The organism is Leifsonia soli, from assembly GCF_013408745.1.
GTDB classification, from domain to species: Bacteria; Actinomycetota; Actinomycetes; order Actinomycetales; family Microbacteriaceae; genus Leifsonia; species Leifsonia soli.
In genome coordinates this window covers 2,807,547-2,827,226 of the sequence record NZ_JACCBJ010000001.1, presented here as the reverse complement: position 1 = coordinate 2,827,226, position 19,680 = coordinate 2,807,547, and the positions used below count along the sequence as shown (strand labels likewise).

At 69.5% G+C, this 19,680-nt stretch carries 16 protein-coding genes and 1 tRNA gene; 8 read left to right on the top strand and 9 right to left on the bottom strand.

Annotated elements, in window-relative coordinates:
• Nucleotides 1–22: 22 nt before the first annotated feature.
• The 5 genes from BJ963_RS13570 to BJ963_RS13550 form a co-directional block, all read right to left on the bottom strand.
• On the bottom strand, nucleotides 23–1,474 hold the full coding sequence (locus BJ963_RS13570) for a GH1 family beta-glucosidase (protein ID WP_179457187.1): 1,452 nt from the start codon (nucleotides 1,472–1,474) through the stop codon (nucleotides 23–25).
• A gap of 2 nt (nucleotides 1,475–1,476) precedes the next feature.
• Nucleotides 1,477–2,379, bottom strand: coding sequence for a carbohydrate ABC transporter permease (locus tag BJ963_RS13565; RefSeq protein WP_089907032.1), 903 nt, complete (start codon nucleotides 2,377–2,379; stop codon nucleotides 1,477–1,479).
• Nucleotides 2,376–3,455, bottom strand: coding sequence for a carbohydrate ABC transporter permease (locus BJ963_RS13560; protein WP_179457186.1), 1,080 nt, complete (start codon nucleotides 3,453–3,455; stop codon nucleotides 2,376–2,378). Before BJ963_RS13560 ends, BJ963_RS13565 begins: the two co-directional genes overlap by 4 nt.
• A gap of 68 nt (nucleotides 3,456–3,523) precedes the next feature.
• Complete coding sequence (locus tag BJ963_RS13555; RefSeq protein ID WP_179457185.1) at nucleotides 3,524–4,846, bottom strand: extracellular solute-binding protein; 1,323 nt, start codon at nucleotides 4,844–4,846, stop codon at nucleotides 3,524–3,526.
• Nucleotides 4,847–5,067: 221 nt separating this feature from the next.
• Nucleotides 5,068–7,191 carry an MDR family MFS transporter gene (locus tag BJ963_RS13550; RefSeq protein WP_425484729.1) on the bottom strand — a complete coding sequence of 708 codons (2,124 nt, stop codon included), beginning with the start codon at nucleotides 7,189–7,191 and terminating at the stop codon, nucleotides 5,068–5,070.
• 364 nt (nucleotides 7,192–7,555) lie between these two features.
• On the opposite strand from BJ963_RS13550, the gene BJ963_RS13545 reads away from it, so the two are divergent.
• Complete coding sequence (locus BJ963_RS13545) at nucleotides 7,556–8,455, top strand: amidase domain-containing protein (RefSeq protein ID WP_179457184.1); 900 nt, start codon at nucleotides 7,556–7,558, stop codon at nucleotides 8,453–8,455.
• Nucleotides 8,456–8,515: 60 nt separating this feature from the next.
• Nucleotides 8,516–9,343 (top strand): M15 family metallopeptidase, encoded by an 828-nt coding sequence (locus BJ963_RS13540; protein WP_343037284.1) that lies wholly within the window; start codon nucleotides 8,516–8,518, stop codon nucleotides 9,341–9,343.
• Between the two features lie 48 nt (nucleotides 9,344–9,391).
• Here BJ963_RS13540 and pgm read toward each other — a convergent pair whose 3' ends face one another.
• The gene (gene pgm / locus BJ963_RS13535; protein WP_179457183.1) at nucleotides 9,392–11,011 is read right to left on the bottom strand and encodes a phosphoglucomutase (alpha-D-glucose-1,6-bisphosphate-dependent); all 1,620 of its coding nucleotides are present in this window, start codon (nucleotides 11,009–11,011) and stop codon (nucleotides 9,392–9,394) included.
• Between the two features lie 57 nt (nucleotides 11,012–11,068).
• On the opposite strand from pgm, the gene pheA reads away from it, so the two are divergent.
• Together pheA and BJ963_RS13525 are read left to right on the top strand one after the other, a co-directional pair.
• Nucleotides 11,069–12,070: a prephenate dehydratase gene (pheA, locus tag BJ963_RS13530; protein WP_089907057.1), complete on the top strand. Its 1,002-nt coding sequence runs from the start codon at nucleotides 11,069–11,071 to the stop codon at nucleotides 12,068–12,070.
• A 30-nt stretch (nucleotides 12,071–12,100) separates the two neighbouring features.
• The gene (locus BJ963_RS13525; RefSeq protein WP_179457182.1) at nucleotides 12,101–12,724 is read left to right on the top strand and encodes a hypothetical protein; all 624 of its coding nucleotides are present in this window, start codon (nucleotides 12,101–12,103) and stop codon (nucleotides 12,722–12,724) included.
• Here BJ963_RS13525 and BJ963_RS13520 read toward each other — a convergent pair.
• Nucleotides 12,636–13,724 carry a diacylglycerol/lipid kinase family protein gene (locus tag BJ963_RS13520; RefSeq protein WP_179457181.1) on the bottom strand — a complete coding sequence of 363 codons (1,089 nt, stop codon included), beginning with the start codon at nucleotides 13,722–13,724 and terminating at the stop codon, nucleotides 12,636–12,638. The genes BJ963_RS13525 and BJ963_RS13520 overlap by 89 nt on opposite strands.
• A 38-nt stretch (nucleotides 13,725–13,762) precedes the next feature.
• Between BJ963_RS13520 and serS the strand changes: the two genes are divergently transcribed.
• The 4 genes from serS to BJ963_RS13500 all read left to right on the top strand — a co-directional run bounded on the left by serS (nucleotide 13,763) and on the right by BJ963_RS13500 (nucleotide 17,435).
• Nucleotides 13,763–15,028, top strand: coding sequence for a serine--tRNA ligase (gene serS, locus BJ963_RS13515; protein WP_179457180.1), 1,266 nt, complete (start codon nucleotides 13,763–13,765; stop codon nucleotides 15,026–15,028).
• The gene (locus BJ963_RS13510) at nucleotides 15,025–15,828 is read left to right on the top strand and encodes an HAD-IIB family hydrolase (RefSeq protein WP_179457179.1); all 804 of its coding nucleotides are present in this window, start codon (nucleotides 15,025–15,027) and stop codon (nucleotides 15,826–15,828) included. The genes serS and BJ963_RS13510 overlap by 4 nt, the downstream gene beginning before the upstream one ends.
• A gap of 187 nt (nucleotides 15,829–16,015) precedes the next feature.
• The gene (locus BJ963_RS13505; RefSeq protein WP_179457178.1) at nucleotides 16,016–17,296 is read left to right on the top strand and encodes an LCP family protein; all 1,281 of its coding nucleotides are present in this window, start codon (nucleotides 16,016–16,018) and stop codon (nucleotides 17,294–17,296) included.
• Between the two features lie 54 nt (nucleotides 17,297–17,350).
• Nucleotides 17,351–17,435 (top strand) — tRNA-Ser (locus tag BJ963_RS13500).
• Between the two features lie 75 nt (nucleotides 17,436–17,510).
• Here BJ963_RS13500 and BJ963_RS13495 read toward each other — a convergent pair.
• Nucleotides 17,511–18,485, bottom strand: coding sequence for a glycoside hydrolase family 6 protein (locus tag BJ963_RS13495; RefSeq protein ID WP_179457177.1), 975 nt, complete (start codon nucleotides 18,483–18,485; stop codon nucleotides 17,511–17,513).
• 72 nt (nucleotides 18,486–18,557) lie between these two features.
• Complete coding sequence (locus BJ963_RS19555) at nucleotides 18,558–19,667, bottom strand: helix-turn-helix domain-containing protein (protein ID WP_343037283.1); 1,110 nt, start codon at nucleotides 19,665–19,667, stop codon at nucleotides 18,558–18,560.
• Nucleotides 19,668–19,680 lie beyond the last annotated feature (13 nt).

Genomic DNA, 19,680 nt, shown 5'->3' with positions numbered 1-19,680 from the left:
CTCCTCGTCGCTCGCGTCCATGCTAGACGCGCGACGCGGCGACCTCCTCCGCTGCGCCCTCCGCGCGCGCTGCCGCGATGACCTGAGCGAACGCGCGCCCCGAGTCCTTGACCGTGCGCTCCTGCGTCTCGTAGTCGACGCGCACGATGCCGAACCGCTTGGCGTAGCCCCACGCCCACTCGAAATTGTCGAGCAGCGACCAGACGAAGTACCCGCGCACGTCGGCGCCCTCGTCGATGGCCCGGCCGACCGCGTCGATGTGCGCAAGGATGTACGCCTCGCGCTCGCTGTCGTGCACGCGGCCGTCGGCGGACACGACGTCCTCGTACGCGGCGCCGTTCTCGGTGATGTAGAGCGGCGGGAGGGTCGGGTAGTCGCGGGTGAGGCGCACCAGCAGTGCGCACAGCCCGTCCGGGTTGACCTCCCAGCCCATCGCCGTCGTCGGCAGGTGCCGCGACGGGAAGGTCACGTACTCGCTGCCCACGAACGGCGACGAGGTCGGCCGCGGTGTGGGAACGACCGGCGCGGGCTCGTCCGGGCCGAGCGGATGCCCGCTCACATTGTCGTCGTGGTAGTGGTTCACGCCGAGGAAGTCGAGCGGCTGGGCGATCGTGGCCAGGTCGCCGTCGTGCACGAGCTCCTCGAACCGGTGCTCGCGCACGTCCTCCAGCACGTCGGCCGGGTAGGAGCCGAGCAGCAGCGGTTCGAGGTACATCCGGTTCCAGAGGCCGTCGATGCGCCGTGCCGCCTCGCGGTCCACCGGGTCGGCGGGGTCGTTCGGCACGGCCGTCGTCAGGTTGAGCGTGATGCCGAGCTTCAGCTCTTCGGCCTTCCCGCGCTCCCCGGCGCGGGAGCGGATGGCCGACGCGGCGAGCCCGTGAGCGAGGTGCTGGTGGTGCAGTGCTGCGAGCCCGGCGCGCGGCTCTCGCCTGCCCGGGGCGTGCTCTCCGCCCGCGTACCCGATCAGGGAGGAGCACAGCGGCTCGTTGAACGTCGTCCAGTGGTCGACCCGGTCGCCGAGCGCGTCGTACACGGCGACGGCGTAGTCGCGGAACCGGTACGCGGTGTCGCGCGTCGCCCAGCCGCCCTTCTCCTCGAGCGCCTGCGGCAGATCCCAGTGGTACAGCGTCAGCCACGGCAGGATGCCGGCGCCGAGCAGCTCGTCGACCAGCCGGTCGTAGAACGCGAGCCCGGCCGGGTTGACCGCGCGGTCGCCCGGCTTCACCCGCGCCCAGGACGTCGAGAACCGGTAGGACTGCAACCCCAGGGAGGCCATGAGCGCCACGTCCTGCGGCATCCGGTGATAGTGGTCGACCGCCACCTCCGGGGTGTCGCCGCCGGCGATCGCCAGGGGAACGCGGGCGAAGGCATCCCAGATGGAGTCCTCCTTGCCGTCCTCGTGGGCGGCGCCCTCGATCTGGGCGGCGGCGGTGGCCGACCCCCAGAGGAAGCCGTCGGGCCAGGTGCGGTTCATTCTCAACCTTTCACCGCGCCCGCCATGATGCCGGAGACCAGCTGCCGGCCGGCGAGCACGAAGAGGATCAGCAGGGGGATGGTGGCGAGCACGGCTCCGGCGAGCACGATCGAGTAGTCGACGTACTTCGCCGACTGCAGCTGGCTGAGTGCCACCTGCAGCGTCGGGTTCTGCGGCGCGACGAGCAGCGGCCAGAGGTAGTCCGTCCACGCGGTCATGAAGGTGAACAGGCCGAGGATGGCCATCGCGGGCCGGGCGGCCGGCACGCCGACGTGCCAGAAGGTGCGGATCATGTTCGCGCCGTCCACGCGGGCCGCCTCGATGAGCTCCTCCGGGATCACATCGACCAGGTACTGCCGCATGAAGAACACGCCGAACGCCGTCACCAGGGTCGGCACGATGACCGCGCCGAGGGTGCCCGTCCAGCCGAACTGCTTCATCACCATGAACAGCGGGATGATGCCCAGCTGGGTCGGCACGGCCAGCGTCCCGACCACGAAGACCATCAGGCCCTCCCTGCCGCGGAAGCGCAGCTTGGCGAACGCGTACCCGGCGAGTGTCGAGAATCCGACGACCGACAGGGTGATGACCGACGCGACGATGATCGAGTTGCCGAGCGCCAGCCAGAACGGCACGGTGTTCAGCACTTCGCCGACGTTGGTCCAGAACTGTCCGCCGGGCAGCAGGGGCGGCCAGGTCGAGGTGAGCACCGTGCTGTCGCTGGAGCCGGCGACGAACGACCACCACAGAGGGTAGGCGCCGCCGATGAACAGGGCGAGCAGGATCCCGTAGGTGAGGAATCCGGGCCGGCGGTCGATGCCGAGCGCCTTGCGCTTGGGGGCCCGTCCGGGTCGGGTCCCGGCGACGGGGCGGGTGGCGCGGGTGTCGCGGGCGGTGGCGGTCACAGGTTCTTCTCCTCGCTCGCTGCGGCCAGGGTGCGCGAGGCCTGCAGTCGTCTGGCGGTCCGTCTCCGATGCAGCCGGTTCTCCGTGGAGGCGATCCGGCGCGAGATCAGGAAGTTGAGCACCCCGAACAGGACGATCAGGAGGAACAGCAGCCACGCGATCGCGGAGGCCTTGCCGAAGTTCTGGCGGTTGAACGCCATGTCCCAGAGGTAGAGGACGGTGGTCTGGTACTGCCGCTGGGGCCCGCCGGGGACGGCGCTCGACGGGTTGAACAGCTTCGGCTCCGTGAAGATCTGCAGTCCGCCGATGGTGGCCGTGATGATGACGAAGATCATCGTCGGGCGGATGCTCGGCAGCGTGATGGAGAAGAAGCGGCGGAACGACCCGGCGCCGTCGAGCGCGGCCGACTCGTGGATGTCGCGGGGGACCGCCTGCATTGCGGCCAGCAGGATGAGCGCGTTGTAGCCCGTCCAGCGCCAGTTCACCATGGAGGCGATGGCGACGTGCGACGGGAAGGTCTGCGTCTTCCACATCACCGGGTCGAGGCCGATGGCCTGCAGCATGTTGTTGATCAGGCCGTACTTCTCGTCGAACGCGCTCGAGAAGATGAGGGTCACCGCGACCGGGGTGACGACGTAGGGGAGCAGCACGCTCATCCGCCAGAAGGTCTTGGCGCGGATGTTCTGGTCGAGGATCGCCGCGATGAACACGGCGGCGATGAGCTGCGGGATGGCGGAGAGCAGGAAGATGCTGACCGTGTTGAACAGCGAGTTCCAGAAGAACGGGTCGCTCAGCTCCGCCGCGTAGTTCTTGAAGCCGACCCATTCGCCTGGCCCGGTGAGCAGGTTCCAGTTGTTGAGCGAGACGACGAACGTGTAGACGAGCGGGAAGAGCCCGACCAGGCCGAAGAGGATGAAGAAGGGCGCGATGTAGAAGTACGGCGACGCCTTCACGTCGAAGCGGCTGAGGCGCTGCCGGAAGCTGAGGTCGGCGCGCGGAGAGCGGCCGCGGCGCGGTGGGGCGGCGGGAGCGGCGGCGCCGGCGTCGTCCCGGGTGGTGGTGGCGGTGGTGGTCATGGCGGTTCTCCCCGTGGTGCGGGCCCCCGCCGCCGGTGCGGCGGCGGGGGCCCTCGTGTGGTTTCGGGTTACTTGTTGACGACCAGCTGGTTGAGCAGCTTCATGGCGTTGCTCCACGCCTGGTCGCCGTTCGCCTTGCCGGAGTCGAGCTCCTGGACGGACGGCCCGAAGACCTGCGACTGGATGACGGAGTCGTCCGGTCCCTTGTACTGCGCGACGACGCCCTTGGCGCGCTCCCCGAGGATCTGGCCGATGGGCGCGTTGTTGAAGAACTTCGTCAGGTCGCTCTCACCCGTGACGCCCGCGTCGGTCTGGGCGGCGGTCACCGACGGGAAGGTCCCGGCGGCCTGGAAGGTCTGCACCTGCGACTTGGCGGTGGTCAGCCACGCCGCGAGGGCCGCGGCCTCCTTCGGGTGCTTCGACTGCTTCGGGACGGTCAGGAACGATCCGCCCCAGTTGGCCGCACCGCCCGGGAACACGTTGGCGAAGTCCCAGCCGCTGGTGGCGTCTCCGCCGCCGGCCTTGACCTGGCCCTGCACGACGCCGAGCATCCAGCCCGGGCAGACGAACGTGGCGAAGGAGCCGTCGGTGAAGGCCTTGCCCTTGCCCCAGTCCCACTGGGTCTGGTTGGAGGAGAGACCGGCCGCAGCGCCCGCAGCGAGCTTCGACCACAGCGCCTTGAGGTCGCTGTTGTCCTCGATGTTGAGCTTGCCGTCCTTCGTGTAGTAGCCCTCCTCCTGCTGGTTCACCATGGCGTTCCAGATGAAGCCGGACTGGTCGTACCAGGGCTTGCCGGTGGCGGCGTGGTACTGCTCGCCGACCGTGAAGAAGTCATCCCAGGTGGCGTTCTCGCCGCCGAACAGCTTGGCGACGGACTCGCGGTCGCTGGGCAGGCCGGCCGCGGCGAAGAGCTTGCCGTTGTAGCAGAGGCCCTCCGGTCCGATGTCGGTGCCGTAGCCGATGATGCGGCCGCTCTTGTCGGTGGCCTGCTTCAGCTTCCAGTCGACCCAGCGGTCCTTGATGTCGTTCGCGCCGTAGTCCTTCAGGTCGTTGAACTGGTCGGAGACCTGCATGACCTTGCTGAGCCAGCCCTCTTCGACGGCCTGGACGTCCGGGAGGCCGCTTCCGGCCGCCTGCTTGGTCTGCCAGTCGGTGAGCGCGTTGTCGCCGGTGTCGATGTTGGTGGCCTTGATCTTGATGCCGGGGTGCTCCTTCTCGTACTGCGAGTAGAGCTTGTCGAAGCCCATCGTGCCGAACGTGGTGACGGTCAGCGTGACGGGGTCCGAGCTCGATCCGCTGCCTCCGCTCGATGAGCATCCGGCTGCGATGAGGGCGAAGGATGCTGCGCCGGCGACGGCCGCGGCGATCCTGGTGCGTCGTGAAAGCTTCACGGTTCACTCCTTTGTGCGTGTGTCTTGTGTGCGCCTGGTGCGCGCTGAGAGCGCTCTCATGGCGAAGGCGTGAGAGCGCTCTCACGCGTTGGGAGAGAATGTAGAACGGTTCGGCATGCCGTGTCAAGTCCTTCGTGGTCGCGCTCTCATCCGCGTCATTCCGGGAAACGCGAAAACGGCCGCCACCTCCTGCGAGGTGACGGCCGTTCTGCGTGCGAGTGTCAGTCGGTCGCCGGCCGCGGCCGCTGGGCCCTGGTCGACGCAGTGTCAGCGCCGGGCTCGACGAGGGCGCCGAACTCGTTCGCGGCGCGGGTGGCGAGGACGCCCGTGTCGTACTCCTCGTCGTCGTCCTCCGAGAGCGACGCGTACGCCCCGACCGGCTCGCGCTCGGCCGCCTTCGCGGCGTCCGCGGCCGCGGCGTCGTCCGCGGCCTCCTGCAGGGCCGACTTGGCGCGCAGCGGCGGCGTCTTGAAGAACAGCGACAGGATGAACGCGATCAGCACCACGAACATCGCGACCCAGTAGACCTGCACCGCCGAGGCGTTGAAGCCCACCAGGAACGGCTTGGAGAGCCGCGGGTCCGCGCCGTTCAGGAACGACGTGTCGTTGGTCGCCGCGCTGTCGCTCGACGAGGTCTGCTTCTTCAGCGTGTCCTGGATGTTCGGGACGATGGAGTCCACGAACTGCGACCGGGCGGCGGGGTCCGAGAAGTCGAGCGTGACGGTGCCGTCGGGCGCGACCTTCGCGTACGGAGCCTGCTGCTCGATCGCCGCGCCCGCCTTCGCGTTCGCGGTCGCGACCGCCTGCGCTTCGGCAGCCGGCTGCGCCGCCGCGGGGATGGCGCCCGACGCGACGCCCGCGGCGACGGCCGCCTTGGCGGCATCCTGCGCCTTGGTCACGTTCGCCTGGAGCGCGGACTGCGCGGCCTTCGTCGACTCGTCGACGATCTTCGTGTAGCTCTGCTCCATGATCTGCTTGTTCTCGGGAGCGCTCGCCACCGACGGCGTGAACGCCGCATCCAGCGCGGCGGTCAGGGTGGGGGTGTCCGTCAGCGATGCCTTGATGTTCGTCGGGAAGACCGTGAACAGCAGCGAGAGCAGCACGGCCGTGCCGAGCGTTCCACCGATCTGGCGGAAGAACGTCGATGCGCTGGTCGCCACACCCATGTCGCGCAGGCCGACCGAGTTCTGGCTGGCGATGGTCAGCGTCTGCATCAGCTGGCCGAGGCCCAGGCCGATGAGCAGCATCGCGCCCGCGATGAACCAGTACGAGTCGTCGTACTTCACGAACGTCAGGTAGAAGAACCCGCCGGCGAGCATCGCCGTCCCGATGATCGGGAACTGCCGGTAGTGGCCCGTCCGCGCGATGATCTGGCCGGACACGATGGACGACACCATCAGCCCGAGGATCATCGGCAGCAGCTGCAGGCCCGACTCGGTGGGGGTGGAGCCCAGGACGATCTGCAGGTAGAGCGGCAGCGTCAGCATGGCGCCGAACATCCCGAAACCGACCAGGACGCCGATGATCGTCGCCATCGAGAAGGTGCTCGAGCGGAACAGCTTGATCGGGATGAGCGCGTCGTCCTTCATCGCGATCTCGATGAGGATGAACGCGACGATGCCGATCGCGCCGATCACGTAGCAGGCGATGGATGCCGGGCTGTCCCAGCCCCACTCGCGGCCCTGCTCGGCCACCAGCAGCAGCGGCACGAGGGCGACGATGACGCCCGCAGCACCCCACCAGTCGATCCGGGCGGAGCCGCGGGACCGCTTGGGCAGGTGGAGGAACCGCAGCACCATCGCAAGTGCGGCGAGGCCGATCGGCACGTTGATCAGGAAGACCCAGCGCCAGCCGGCGATCCAGAGGATCTGGTCCGCGCCGGCGAACAGGCCGCCGACCAGCGGGCCGATCAGGCTCGAGATGCCGAAGACGGCGAGGAAGTAGCCCTGGTACTTGGCGCGCTCGCGGGGGGCGAGCATGTCGCCCATGATCGCCAGCGGCATCGACATCAGACCGCCGGCGCCGAGACCCTGGATGGCGCGGAAGGCGGCGAGCTCGAGCATCGAGGTCGAGAAGGAGGCGAGGATCGATCCGACGATGAAGATGACGATCGCGATGATGAACAGCGGACGCCGGCCGAAGATGTCGGAGAGCTTGCCGTAGATCGGCGTGGAGATCGTCGAGAGGATCAGGTAGCCGGTGGTGACCCAGGCCTGCTGGCTCAGGCCGTGCAGGTCGTCGCCGATCGTGCGGATGGCGGTGCCGACGACGGTCTGGTCGAGGGCCGAGAGGAACATGCCGGCCATCAGGCCGAAGATCACGAAGAGGATCTCGCGATGCGACATGATCGGTTTGGGCGCGGCATTCGCCGCCATGGTCTGACTGGACATCAATCTCCGTGTCGAGAGTCGGGTGGGGGACGGCCGGCACGCGGGACGTCACACCGGTGTGGGGCAAGAGAAATTTTGCGGAGACTGCAAAGTTACACCCGCTGCCTCGATACTCACAACGCACGGGCGGGTATGCGGCGATCCCCCGTTCGCCAGCGGCGAACAGCCCGGAGCGACCGCTGTGAGATCCGCGGGAAACCGCGTCGTCCCTGTGGGGGAGAACGAACGAAACTGGCCCCCATCCAGGTCACGCATATGTACGAGGCGTACGTTGAAAATGCCGACCCCCATCCCCCTTCGAAATCGCCTCGAAAGTTCTATGAGACCTCTCAGCCGTCCCCGCCGCATCCTCGCCGCCGCAGCTGTCGCCGCCTCCGCCGCGCTCGTCTTCACGGCCTGCGCCGGTGAACCGTCCCCCGTCACCAAGGCGGTCGCCCAGGCGGCCGCGCCAACGCCGTCCCCCTCGGCGACCGTCGTGTCGTCCGTCCAGCCGGCCGCGGGAAGCGTCTCCGGCGGCACCGTGACACTGACGGGCACGAACCTCGAGAAGGTCGCCGCCGTGCAGGTCGGCGGTCAGCCGGCCACCGTCACCCAGGCGACCGACGACAAGGTCGTCGTGAGCGTGCCCGCCGCGGCCAACTTCCAGGCGGGCAGCGTCCCCATCACGGTCACCGACAAGACCGGAAAGCCGGTCACCACCTCGGCCGCGACGTACGACTACCAGGTTCAGACGCCGGTCGACAAGCAGCTCGCATACGCGCTCACGTACTGGAAGAACTACAACACGGCCGAATACGGCGACCTCAACCCGGTGGGCGGCGACTGCGCGAACTTCGTCAGCCAGACGCTCATCGCCCGCGGCTGGCAGATGAACAGCGACTGGTACAACCACGACGCCGCGGCCGACTGGAGCCCGGCGTGGGGGTACGTCCCGGCCATGGACAACTACTTCCGCGAGAACGCGGCGCAGCTCGGCCTCACCGAGTACTCGTTCGACCAGCGCGACAAGATCAAGGTCGGCGACATCGTCATGTTCGACTGGAACGACAACAACTCGCTCGACCACGTGCAGATCGTCTCCGCCGTGCAGAACGTGAACGGCCAGATCAAGATCAAGATGGTCGGGCACAACGAGGACAGCGACTACCGCGACCTCGACGAGGCCATCACGGTCGACCACCCGGGCGGCATCGGCCACTTCTGGAGCCTCTCCAAGTAACGGTCGCCATTCCGGCCACGACCGCCGGGCCGCGTCACGCGCGTGAGCTATGCTCATCGCGTGACTCAGGGGGGTGCCCGCGCGGGGCGGGCGAAGATGAGGCGCGCCGCCGTGATCGGCGGAGCGCTCGTCGCGATGCTCGTGCTGTCGGGGTGCGCTTCCGGCCCGATCGTCGCGGCCGGCGCGACGCATCGACCGACGCCCCACCGCTCCGCTCCGTCGCCGCGTCCTCCGCGCCCGACGCCGTCCCTCTCTCCCACGCCGATCCCGGTCGCCTTCGACAAGGCGGCCGAGTCGACCGACGATCCGGCGAGCCCGTGGGTCGTGGTGAACAAGCCGCGCGGCCTGAGTCCGGTGGACTACGCCCCGGCCGACCTCGTCTACCCCGATGTGCCCAACATCAACGACCAGCCGATGCGGCAGGAGACGGCCGCTGCGGTCGTGGCCATGTTCCAGGCGGCGAGGTCGGAAGCGGGGCTGAGCCTCTCCATCCAGAGCGCCTACCGATCGTTCGCGTCGCAGACGCGCGTCTACGACGACGATGTCGCCAGGAACGGCCAGGCCTACGCGGACACCGACACCGCCCGCCCCGGACACAGCGAGCACCAGACCGGGCTCGCGGTCGACATCAGCGCCGTTCCGGCCCACTGCTCGCTCGACGCCTGTTTCGGCGAGACGGATCAGGGGCGCTGGCTGGCGGCGAACGCCTGGCGCTTCGGGTTCATCCTGCGCTACCCGGCCGACAAGGTCGCCGTCACGGGCTTCACCTACGAACCGTGGCACTTCCGCTACGTCGGCGTGCTGCTGTCGACCGAGTTGCACACCACCGGAGTGAGCACCCTGGAGGAGTTCTTCGGCCTCCCCGGTGGCGAGACCTACCCCGGCTGACGCTCCCTGTCTCTCCGTCGGAGATCCTGATCTCCGACGGAGCCCGGCTCAGCCGCCGAGCGCGTCCCCGACGATCCGCTTGGCCTCGTCCTGCACCTCGCGCAGGTCGTCCTCGCCCACGAACGACTCGGCGTAGATCTTGTAGACGTTCTCCGTGCCGGAGGGCCGTGCGGCGAACCAGGCGGTCTCCGTCTGCACCTTCACGCCGCCGAGCGGAGCGTCGTTGCCCGGCGCGCGGCTCAGCTTCGCCGTGATCGGGTTGCCGGCGAGCTCGGTCGCGGTGATCGCGTCGCCGTCGAGCTTCGAGAGCGCGGCCTTCTGCTCGGGCGTGGCCGGCGCATCCACGCGCTGGTACACCGGGTCGCCGAAGCGCTCGGTCAGCTCGCGGTACAGCTGCGACGGGGACTTGCCCGTCACCGCGCGGATCTCGCTGGCGAGCAGGGCCAGCAGGATGCCGTCTTTGTCGGTCGTCCACGCCGTCCCGTCGAAGCGGAGGAAGGAGGCGCCCGCGCTCTCCTCGCCGCCGAAGCCGACGGTCCCGTCGATGAGGCCGGGCACGAACCACTTGAACCCGACCGGCACCTCCCACAGCCGCCGGCCCAGCGCGTCGGCGACCCGGTCGATGATGGACGACGACACGAGGGTCTTGCCGACCGCGGCATCCTTCCGCCACTCGGTGCGCGTGCGGAACAGATAGTCGATCGCGACCGCGAGGTAGTGGTTCGGGTTCATCAGGCCGCCGTCGGGCGTCACGATGCCGTGGCGGTCGGCGTCCGCGTCGTTGCCGGTGAGGATGTCGAAGTCGGCGCGGCGGGCGACGACCGAGGCCATCGCGGAGGGGCTGGACGGGTCCATCCGGATCTTGCCGTCCCAGTCCAGGGTCATGAATCCCCAGGTCGGGTCGACCTCCGGGTTCACCACCGTCAGGTCGAGGTCGTAGCGCTCGGCGATCGCCTGCCAGTAGTTGACGCTCGCGCCGCCGAGGGGGTCCGCACCGATGCGGATGCCGCTGTCGCGGATCGCCTTCACGTCGATGATGTTCTCGAGGTCGTCCACGTAGTGGCCGCGGAAGTCGTACGTCTCGACGCCGGACGGCTCCGCCATCCGCACCTCGGTCATGCCGTTCGCGATGATCTCATTGGCGCGCTTCGCGATCCAGCTGGTCGCGTCGGTGTCGGCCGGTCCGCCGTGCGGCGGGTTGTACTTGAAGCCGCCGTCCGACGGCGGGTTGTGGCTCGGGGTGACGACGATGCCGTCGGCCTGGTCGTCATGCCCGGCGCGGTTGTAGCGGATGATCGCGTGCGAGACGGCGGGCGTCGGCACCCAGTCGTCGAACTCGTCCACCAGCACGCGCACCTCGTTGCCGACGAGCACGGCGAGGGCGGTGGTCGTCGCGAACTCGCTCAGCAGGTGTGTGTCCGCACCGATGAACAGCGGGCCGGTGATGCCCTGGCCGTTGCGGTACTCCACGATCGCCTGGGTGGTGGCGGCGATGTGGTCCTCGTTGAACGCCGTGTTCAGCGACGAACCGCGATGGCCCGACGTGCCGAACACCACGCGCTGCTCCGGGATGCTCACATCCGGCTTCAGCTCGTAGTACGCGCGCCGCAGGGCGTCGACGTCGATCAGGTCGGAAGGCTGGGCGGGGGTGCCGGCTCGTTCGTCCATGGTCACTACTCTTCCACGGCCGGGGAGCCACGCCAACGGCTCGGTAAGCTGAGCGGCATGTCCTCCGCCCCCGACAGCGCCCCTGCGGAGCTGCCCGCCTCCCTCGACGACGTGTACAGCTTCCTCGGACCGTCCGGCACGTTCACGGAGGCGGCGCTCAAGCAGGTTCCCGAGGCGCGCGGCAAGCGGTGGAGGGCGGTCAACAACCTCGGCGAGGCGCTGGCGGACGTGGTGGAGGGGCGCAGCGTCGCCGCCATGATCGCCATCGAGAACTCGATCGAGGGCGGGGTGTCGGTGGCGCAGGATGCGCTGGCCACCATCCCGGGCCTGCGCATCATCGGCGAGTACCTCGTCCCGGTGAACTTCGTCCTCGTGGCGCGCCCCGGGACGACGCTCGCCGACGTGCGCACCGTGAACGCGCATCCCGTCGCCTACGCCCAGTGCCACCAGTGGCTCGACCGCCACCTGCCCGACCACGGGCACCTGCCGGCGTCGAGCAACGTCGCAGCGGCCGCTTCGCTCTTCGAGGGCAGCGCGGCGGATGCCGCGGTCGCCCCGCCCGGGATCGTCGACCATCACGATGTGGTCGTGCTCGCCGACAACATCGGCGACAACCCGAATGCGGTCACGCGCTTCGTGCTCGTCAGCACGACCCGCAGCGTGCCCGAGCCGACCGGGGCCGACAAGACCAGCCTGATCGCCGAGCTCCCCGACGACCGGCCCGGCAGCCTCCTCGACCTGCTCGAGCAGTTCTCGACCAGGGGGATCAACCTGAGCCTCATCGAGTCGCGCCCGATCGGCGACGCGCTCGGTCGCTACCGGTTCGTCATCGACGCGGACGGCCACATCGCGGACGAGCGCGTCGCCGACGCGCTCCTCGGTCTCCGGCGGTTCAGCCCGTCGGTGATGTTCCTCGGCTCCTACCCGCGCGCCGACGGCCAGCGGGTGGAGTTCGACCAGCGCTACCGCGACGAGGTCTTCACCGAGGCGCGCACCTGGCTGGCCTCCCTGACGGAGGAGGAACGGCCGGCAGGCGCGCAGGACGGCGCGTCGGCGTAGGCTGCCGGGCAGGACAGCCGGGAGGTCAGCATGGTCGCCGATGAGCGTGACGACAGCGGTCGGGCGGGCGCCTTCGACCCGCGCTTCGACCCCGCGTTCCAGCGGGGTTACCAGCCGCAGCCGGGCGAGCGCGCCCGCACGCGCGTCCGCGCCGACGCTCCGGACTCCGCCTTCCGTCGCCCGTCGTCGCTGCTGCCCACCCGTGAAGGGTCGGCGCCGGCCGCCCCGACCGAACCGCTGACCCCGTACGAGGAGGCCGCGCTTTCCCTCGACGAGGGGCGCGCGGCCCTTCCCGAGCAGTTCGACGCGAGCGCAGAGGGGGGACGCAGGGTCGTCGTCGCGTCCGCCGGTGTGCTCTCGGGCGTCGAGCTGAACCCCCGGCGCAACCCGTTCATCCTCGCTCTCTGGCTGATCGGCGCCGGATTCGTGGTGCTCGGGATCGTGCTCTACGCCGTCTCCGTGACGTCGTCGTACAACGGACCGACGCCCAGCAACGACGTCGGCGCCCTGGTGTTCGCTCAGCTCGGGTGGATGCTCGCGGGGCCGCTGGTCATGGTCGGCCTCCTCACACTGGTGGGGCTGGTGTTTCTGACCGCGCTCTCCGGGCGCCGGGCGCGGGACGCCGGTGCGGAGGACGACGCCCCGGGGCTGTGACGCCCGCGGTCACGGCGGGAGCCTTCACCTGCAGCGCGAGCTCGTCCACCCGCAGCTCCAGGCGCAGGATGTCGCCGAACGCGTCGCCGTCGAGTTCGAACGGCTCCGGCGCATCCACCGCGAGCTCCACCGAGGCGCCGCGCAGGTAGCTGAGCCGGGTGCGGATGGCGCGATCGGTGAAACGGATGATGCGGCGACCGACGCTCGACCTGCGGAGCACCCGGTTCTCCCACGTCACCTTGCGCCAGATCGCCAGCCAGCCGAACACGGTGGCGGGCTGCACGACGGCCACGTCGAGGAGGCCGTCGTCCAGCTCGCCGTCCGGGATGAGCTCCATGTTGCCCGGCAGCGCGCCGCAGTTGGCGACCAGGATCGTGCTCACGTGCGCGGACCGCTCAGGCCCGTTGTCCAGCCGATAGCGCACCGGAACCTTCGACGCCGTCGGAAGCGAGCGGAACGCGGCGTCGACGTACGCCAGCCAGCCGAAGCGGCGCTTCAGCTCGGGTCGGGCGTTGGCGATCATCGCCGCGTCGATGCCGACGCCCGCCATCACGAGGAAGGCGTGCTCGGTCGTCGATCCGTCCGGACGGTGCGCGGTGGCGACTCCCATGTCCATCCGACGGCTCTCCCCGTCGAACGCGACGGCGCACGACGCCTCGACGCTCGCGAACGGGATGCCGAGGTTGCGCGCGAGCAGATTGCCGGTGCCTCCGGGGATGATGCCGAGTGTCGCATCCCGCCCGCGCAGCGCCTCCGCGACCGCGCGCACCGTGCCGTCGCCGCCCGCCGCGAGCACGAGGGAGGCGCCCTCGGCGAGCGCCTCGCCGACCTGCGCCTGCCCGGGCTCCTCCGGTGTGGTCTCGAGCCAGAGCAGGTCGTACCGGTGGAGCGTCGCGGCCGCCTCGACCGCGGCGCGGACGCGCGGCACGTCGACCCGGACGGGGTTGTAGACGACGGCGGCGATGCGGCGCTGCTCCCCGTCCCGTCCGTTCACGCACATCACGCTACCTGTTCGGCATCGGTCGATAAGCTGGTCAGGTGATCGATCCCGTACTTCTCCGTGAGAACCCCGACATCATCCGGCGCTCCCAGGAGGCTCGGGGCGACTCCGTGCAGCTCGTCGACGAGGCCATCCAGGCCGACATCGAGCGCCGCGCGGCGATCACGGCGTTCGAAGAGCTCCGGGCCGAGCAGAACGCGTTCGGCAAGCAGGTGGCGAAGGCGCCGAAGGAGCAGAAGAAGGAGCTGGTCGCCCAGGCGCAGCAGCTCGCCGGCCGGGTGAAGGAGGCGCAGCAGGCCGCCAACGACGCCGACGCGCGCTTCGAGCAGCTCGTCCGCAGCATCGGCAACCCGATCGTGGACGGCGTGCCGGCGGGCGGCGAGGACGACTTCGTCGTGCTCAAGACGGTCGGCGACATCCCCGAGTTCCCGTTCGAAGCACGCGACCACCTGGAGCTGGGCGAGCTGCTCGGCGCCATCGACATGGCGCGCGGCGCCAAGGTCGCCGGCGCCCGCTTCTCCTACCTCCGCGGCATCGGCGCCCGGCTCGAACTCGCCCTGATGAACATGGCGCTCGACAAGGCGGTGCGGAACGAGTTCATCCCGATGATCACGCCGACGCTGGTGAAGCCGGAGATCATGCAGGGCACCGGGTTCCTCGGCGCCCACGCCGACGAGGTCTACCACCTCGAGAACGACGACCTCTATCTGACCGGGACGAGCGAGGTCGCGCTCGCCGGGTACCACGCCGACGAGATCATCGAGGTGGATGAGCCCATCCGGTACGCCGGCTGGTCGACCTGCTACCGGCGCGAGGCCGGGTCGGCGGGCAAGGACACACGCGGGATCATCCGCGTCCACCAGTTCGACAAGCTCGAGATGTTCGTCTACACCCGCCCGGAGGAGGCCGAGGCCGAGCACGAGCGGCTGCTCGGCTGGCAGGAGGAGATGATGCAGGAGCTGGGGCTCAGCTACCGCGTCATCGACACGGCGGCGGGCGACCTCGGGTCGAGCGCCGCGCGAAAGTACGACGTCGAGGCCTGGATCCCCACCCAGGGCCGCTACCGCGAGCTCACGTCGACCTCCAACTGCACCACGTTCCAGGCCCGCCGCCTCGACATCCGCTACCGCACCGAGAGCGGCAAGACGGCACCGGTCGCGACCCTGAACGGGACGCTCGCCACCACGCGCTGGCTGGTCGCCATCCTCGAGACGCACCAGCAGGAGGACGGCTCGGTGCGCGTCCCGGAGGCGCTGCGGCCGTACCTCGGCGGGCTGGAGCTGTTGGAGCCGACGCGTTCGTGAGCGACGACTCCCGCCTGCTGATCGCGCTCGACGTCGACGGCACGCTGATCCATGAGGACGAGACGGTCGGCGACGCCGTGCGCGCGGCCGTCGCCCGGGTGCGCGACGCCGGCCACGAGGTGATGCTGGCCACGGGTCGCAGCTGGGAGACGGCCCGGCCCATCCACGAGGAGTTCGGCCTGACCAGCGAGTTCGTCGTGTGCGCCAACGGCGCTCTGACGATGAAGCGCGACGACACCGTCGAAGGTGGTTACCGGCGCGAGTTCATCGAGGTCTTCGACCCGACCGAGGTGCTGGAGACGATCCGCCCGCACCTCCCGAGCGGCAGCTTCATGGTCGAGGGTCCGACCGGGTTCCGCCGCTACACCGAGGGCATGACCGACTGGGAGCTGGTGAACGCCGAGCAGGTGCCCTTCGAGGAGCTGCTGCAGCATCCCGCGACCCGCGTCGTGGTCGTGTCGCCGGAGCACGACACCGAGGAGTTCCTCTCGATCGTCGATCGGATGGGGCTCCAGCGGGTCAGCTACGCCATCGGCTGGACCGCGTGGCTCGACATCTCGCCCGACGGCGTGAGCAAGGCCACCGCCATGGAGCGGGTGCGGCACGCGCTCGACATCCCGCGGTCGCGCGTCGTCGCCGTGGGTGACGGCCGCAACGACATCGAGCTGCTGACCTGGGCGGCCGCCGAGGGCCTCGGGGTCGCGATGGGTCAGGCCCCCGACGAGGTGAAGGCCGTGGCGAGCCGGTCGACCGCTCCCGTGATCGAGGACGGCCTGGCGCACGTCCTCGACGCCCTCTGACCGACTGCGGCCTCCCGTAACGACGGCGCCTGCGCGAGCACCCGCGTGCGTGACGAGCGACCGCAGTCGGCGGTGGACGCGCGCCCTTCCAGAGCATTGCCAGCATGCCGTGCAAGGCTTTAAGGTGGCGTGCGCTCTTTCGGGCGCCCGCCGTTGGTTGCGAGCACACCCGGCCGGAAGGAAGTGAATGAGCGAGTTGCACACCCGCGCGCAAGCGCGAGCGCAGGAGAAGGCGGCAGGACCAGCGGTCCGCCACGGTCGACTGAAGCAGCACCATCCGCTCAAGGCACTCCTCAAGATCGTCGTCGCCGTCATCGCGGTCGTCGGCGTCACCGGCGTCTCGCTCGCGGCATACGCGACGGTGGATGTGGTGGCCAGCGTCAAGAAGTCGGTCAAGCTGGTCGACGCGAAGGGCAAGGAGACGACGCCCGGCGTCGGCGCCATGAACGGCGCGTTCAACGTGCTCCTCGCCGGCAGCGACAGCGGCGGCGGCAACGCCGCATACGGCGACCGCGAAGAGAACCTCAACGACGTGACGATGCTCCTGCACGTCTCCGCGGACCACCAGAACGCGACCGTCGTCAGCTTCCCGCGCGACATGTTCGTCTCCATCCCGTCCTGCCCGGACCCGAAGGGCGGCAGCTTCGACGCGATGAGCCGCCAGAAGATCAACAACTCCCTGAGCTACGGCGGCCTGGCCTGCACGGTGCTCACGGTCGAGAAGCTGACCGGCCTCGACATCCCGTACGCCGGCGTCATCCAGTTCGACGGCGTGATCGAGATGTCGAACGCGGTGGGCGGCGTGCCCGTCTGCGTCGCCGGCGACATCAAGGACCCCTACACCGGCCTGAATGTGAAGGGCGGCCAGAACGTGCTGCAGGGCTCGCAGGCCCTCGCCTTCCTCCGCACCCGCCACGGCGTCGGCGACGGCTCGGACCTCGGCCGCATCAGCAATCAGCAGGTGTTCCTGTCGTCGCTCGTGCGGACGATCAAGAGCGCCGACGTGCTGAGCAACCCGGTCAAGCTCTACGGTCTGGCGAAGGCGGCGACGAGCAACATCACGCTGTCCGACAGCCTGAACAACCCGACCACCATCGTCTCCATGGCGATGGCGCTCAAGAACATCGATATCAGCAAGGTCGTGTTCGTGCAGTACCCGAACCACTACGTGGACGGCGGCGTCGCCCCGACGACGGACGCGGCGGACCAGCTGATGAGCGCACTTCAGAACGACAAGCCGATCACGCTCACGGGCGACACCGGCGTCGGCTCGGAGGCCGACCCGAACGCCCCGGCTACGCAGGCTCCGGCCACGCAGGCGCCCGCGACGCAGGCTCCGGCCACCCAGGCGCCGGCGACCGGTACCCCGGACTCGGGCACCGCGGGCGGCGGTTCGGTGGAGCTCCCGTCGGATGTGCACGGCCAGACCGCGGCGCAGTACACCTGCTCGAAGCCGTTCTCCGAGTGATCGTCTCCGCCCGGGTTCGCTAGAATCGGGCGACGCCGGGTTCGCCCGGCACCGGGAGGGCTGTCCGAGCGGCCGATGGAGCCAGTCTTGAAAACTGGTGGGCAGAAATGTCTCGTGGGTTCGAATCCCACGCCCTCCGCACGAGGATGCGCCGCGACAGACGCCGGCGGCGCGCAGCGGGAGAGCCTGACCGGTGCCCCGGCCCGGCGCCCCGTCAGCCCGTCGCCGTGCGCCCCAGCACCAGCGCCTCCGCCCCGCTCTCGAACCACGCGCCGGCCGCCGGTCCGCCGTTGCACGGACCGTCGCTGGCTCCCGGATGCTTCACCCAGAGAAGCGCGTCGAGCTTGCTGGTGGTCGAGGCGTTGATCTGCGGGTTCTGGCCGAGGGCCGCGCCCGGCGGGTTGCACCAGGTGCCGGTCCAGCCGTTGCCGTTGCGGGAGACGTCGATGACGAAGTGCTTCCAGCCGACGCGCGACGAGATCTTCCCGGCGTAGTCGCGCTCGGTCTGCGTCGCGTCGAAATTGGAGACGTTGGTGAAGAAGCCGCGTGCGTACGCGATGCCCGCAGCCTTCAGGTACGCCGCCTGAGTGTCGGGCGTGAGCCATCGCGCGTTGCCGCCGTCGAGATACGCGGCGAGCCCGGCCGAAGCGAGGATGCCGACGGCGGACTTCAGCAGCGGTAGCCGAGTGGCGGCGACGCCGGCGCACTTCGCGCTGGAGAGCATCGCGAGGGAGTCCGGTTCCACGAGGACGACAGCGCCGCTGCCGGCCAGTGCGGCCGCCACCTGCCGGGTCCAGTCGAGGTACTGGTCGGCCGTGAAACCGCCGGCGGAGTAGCCGCCGCAGTCGCGGTCGGGGACGGCGTAGGTCACGAACACGGGTGTCGCGCCCTGCGCGGCCGCAGCGCGCAGGTGCCGCTGGATCACGCTCTGAAGCAGGGTCGGCGTGTACCAGTCGCCGAGCCAGACCGCGGTCGGCTGGCTCGCGATCTGCCCGATGAGGGCCGCGGCCGCTGTGTCGCCCTGCGCGGTCAGCGCGTCGTACGCGCGACGTGCGTCGCTGTACGGGTCGACGTAGAGCCTGCTGCCGAACGGGAAATCGTCGGCGCGTGCGGCGGGGGCCGTCGGCGCCGAGGCGAGCGCAGCCGAGACGAGGGCTGCGCCGATCAGGATGGCGATCATTCTGCGCATACCGGGACTATCGGCCGCGCCGTCCGGATGGTCAGGTCGCTCCGCCACATCGCTGTGACGGGGCGGCGCAGGCTACGGCCTGTTCGAGCGATGCAGAGCCCGGGTGAGCTGCCGGGCCGAGGTGAATCCGGCGAGGGCCGCCAGCTCGGCTGCCGGGAGGATCGAAGCTTCGGTGAGCCGGGTCGCCTCGGTGATCCGCCGGCGTTCGATCTCGCGACGGGGCGTCGTCCCCATGCTGCTGAACGCGTTGTAGAGCGTGCGTTGGCTCACGGAGATCTCGGCGGCGAGGCGCGTGGCGTTGAAGGCGGGGTCGCGGAAGTTGTCTTCCACGGCATCCAGGGCCGCCATGAAGAGGCCGTCTCGATGGTGGGGGGCTGCCTTATGGGCGGGTTTGGCCTCGTGGAGCACGCCGGCCAAGAGGTTCTCGAAAGCCAGCGTCAGGTGTCGTTCGGCGTCCGCTGTCGCCGGCGGGGCTGTGCGCAGCAGCGAATTCGTCATGGCCGTCAGCGCGCTGACGGTCGACCCGCTCGTCGCGATCGGTTCACCGTACGCGAAGCGAGAACGTCCGGCCCGGAGGAAAGTGGGTTCCAGGTACCACACGAACCGCGCTGTCTCTGTCGTCGTCCGTGCACCGGTGGGGACTTCTCCATCCAGCAGGATGAGCGATCCTGTTTCGGCGGAGACGACGGAGCCATCGACGGTGAACTCGAACCCGCCCTCCATCGTCAGCACCAGATACACGCGCTCCGGAGCGGTGGTGAGCGCGTAGCCGGCCGAGCGGGACCACGCATGACCGAATCCGAAGCGGGTCTGCTGGGCGGTCTCCGCGACCAGGGCAGGGTCGATTCGGCCCCGGGGATGCCACCCGAAGTCATTGCACCGTTCCGCCGCAGAGATGCCCATCGCCATGCGACTCGCCCTTCTCCTGCATTCATTGTCGACGTTAGCGACATTCTTGCAGCCGATGGCAAGCGCGTTGCCGCTGGGCCAGCGGGCTGTGCCAAATTCTGCACTTCTGCAGCCATTCCGTGCACACTTGGCCGCGAGGTGCTGCGAACCTCGTGACAGCCCCCAAAAGATGGGTTCAGTCGGCGTCGTGTCGGCGCGCGCTGCTCGAAGCGCGAGGACTTCTTGGGGAGCAGTATTTTGGGCGATCGACGTGGAGTGAGCAGGGGTTCGCACCGGGCGGCATGGA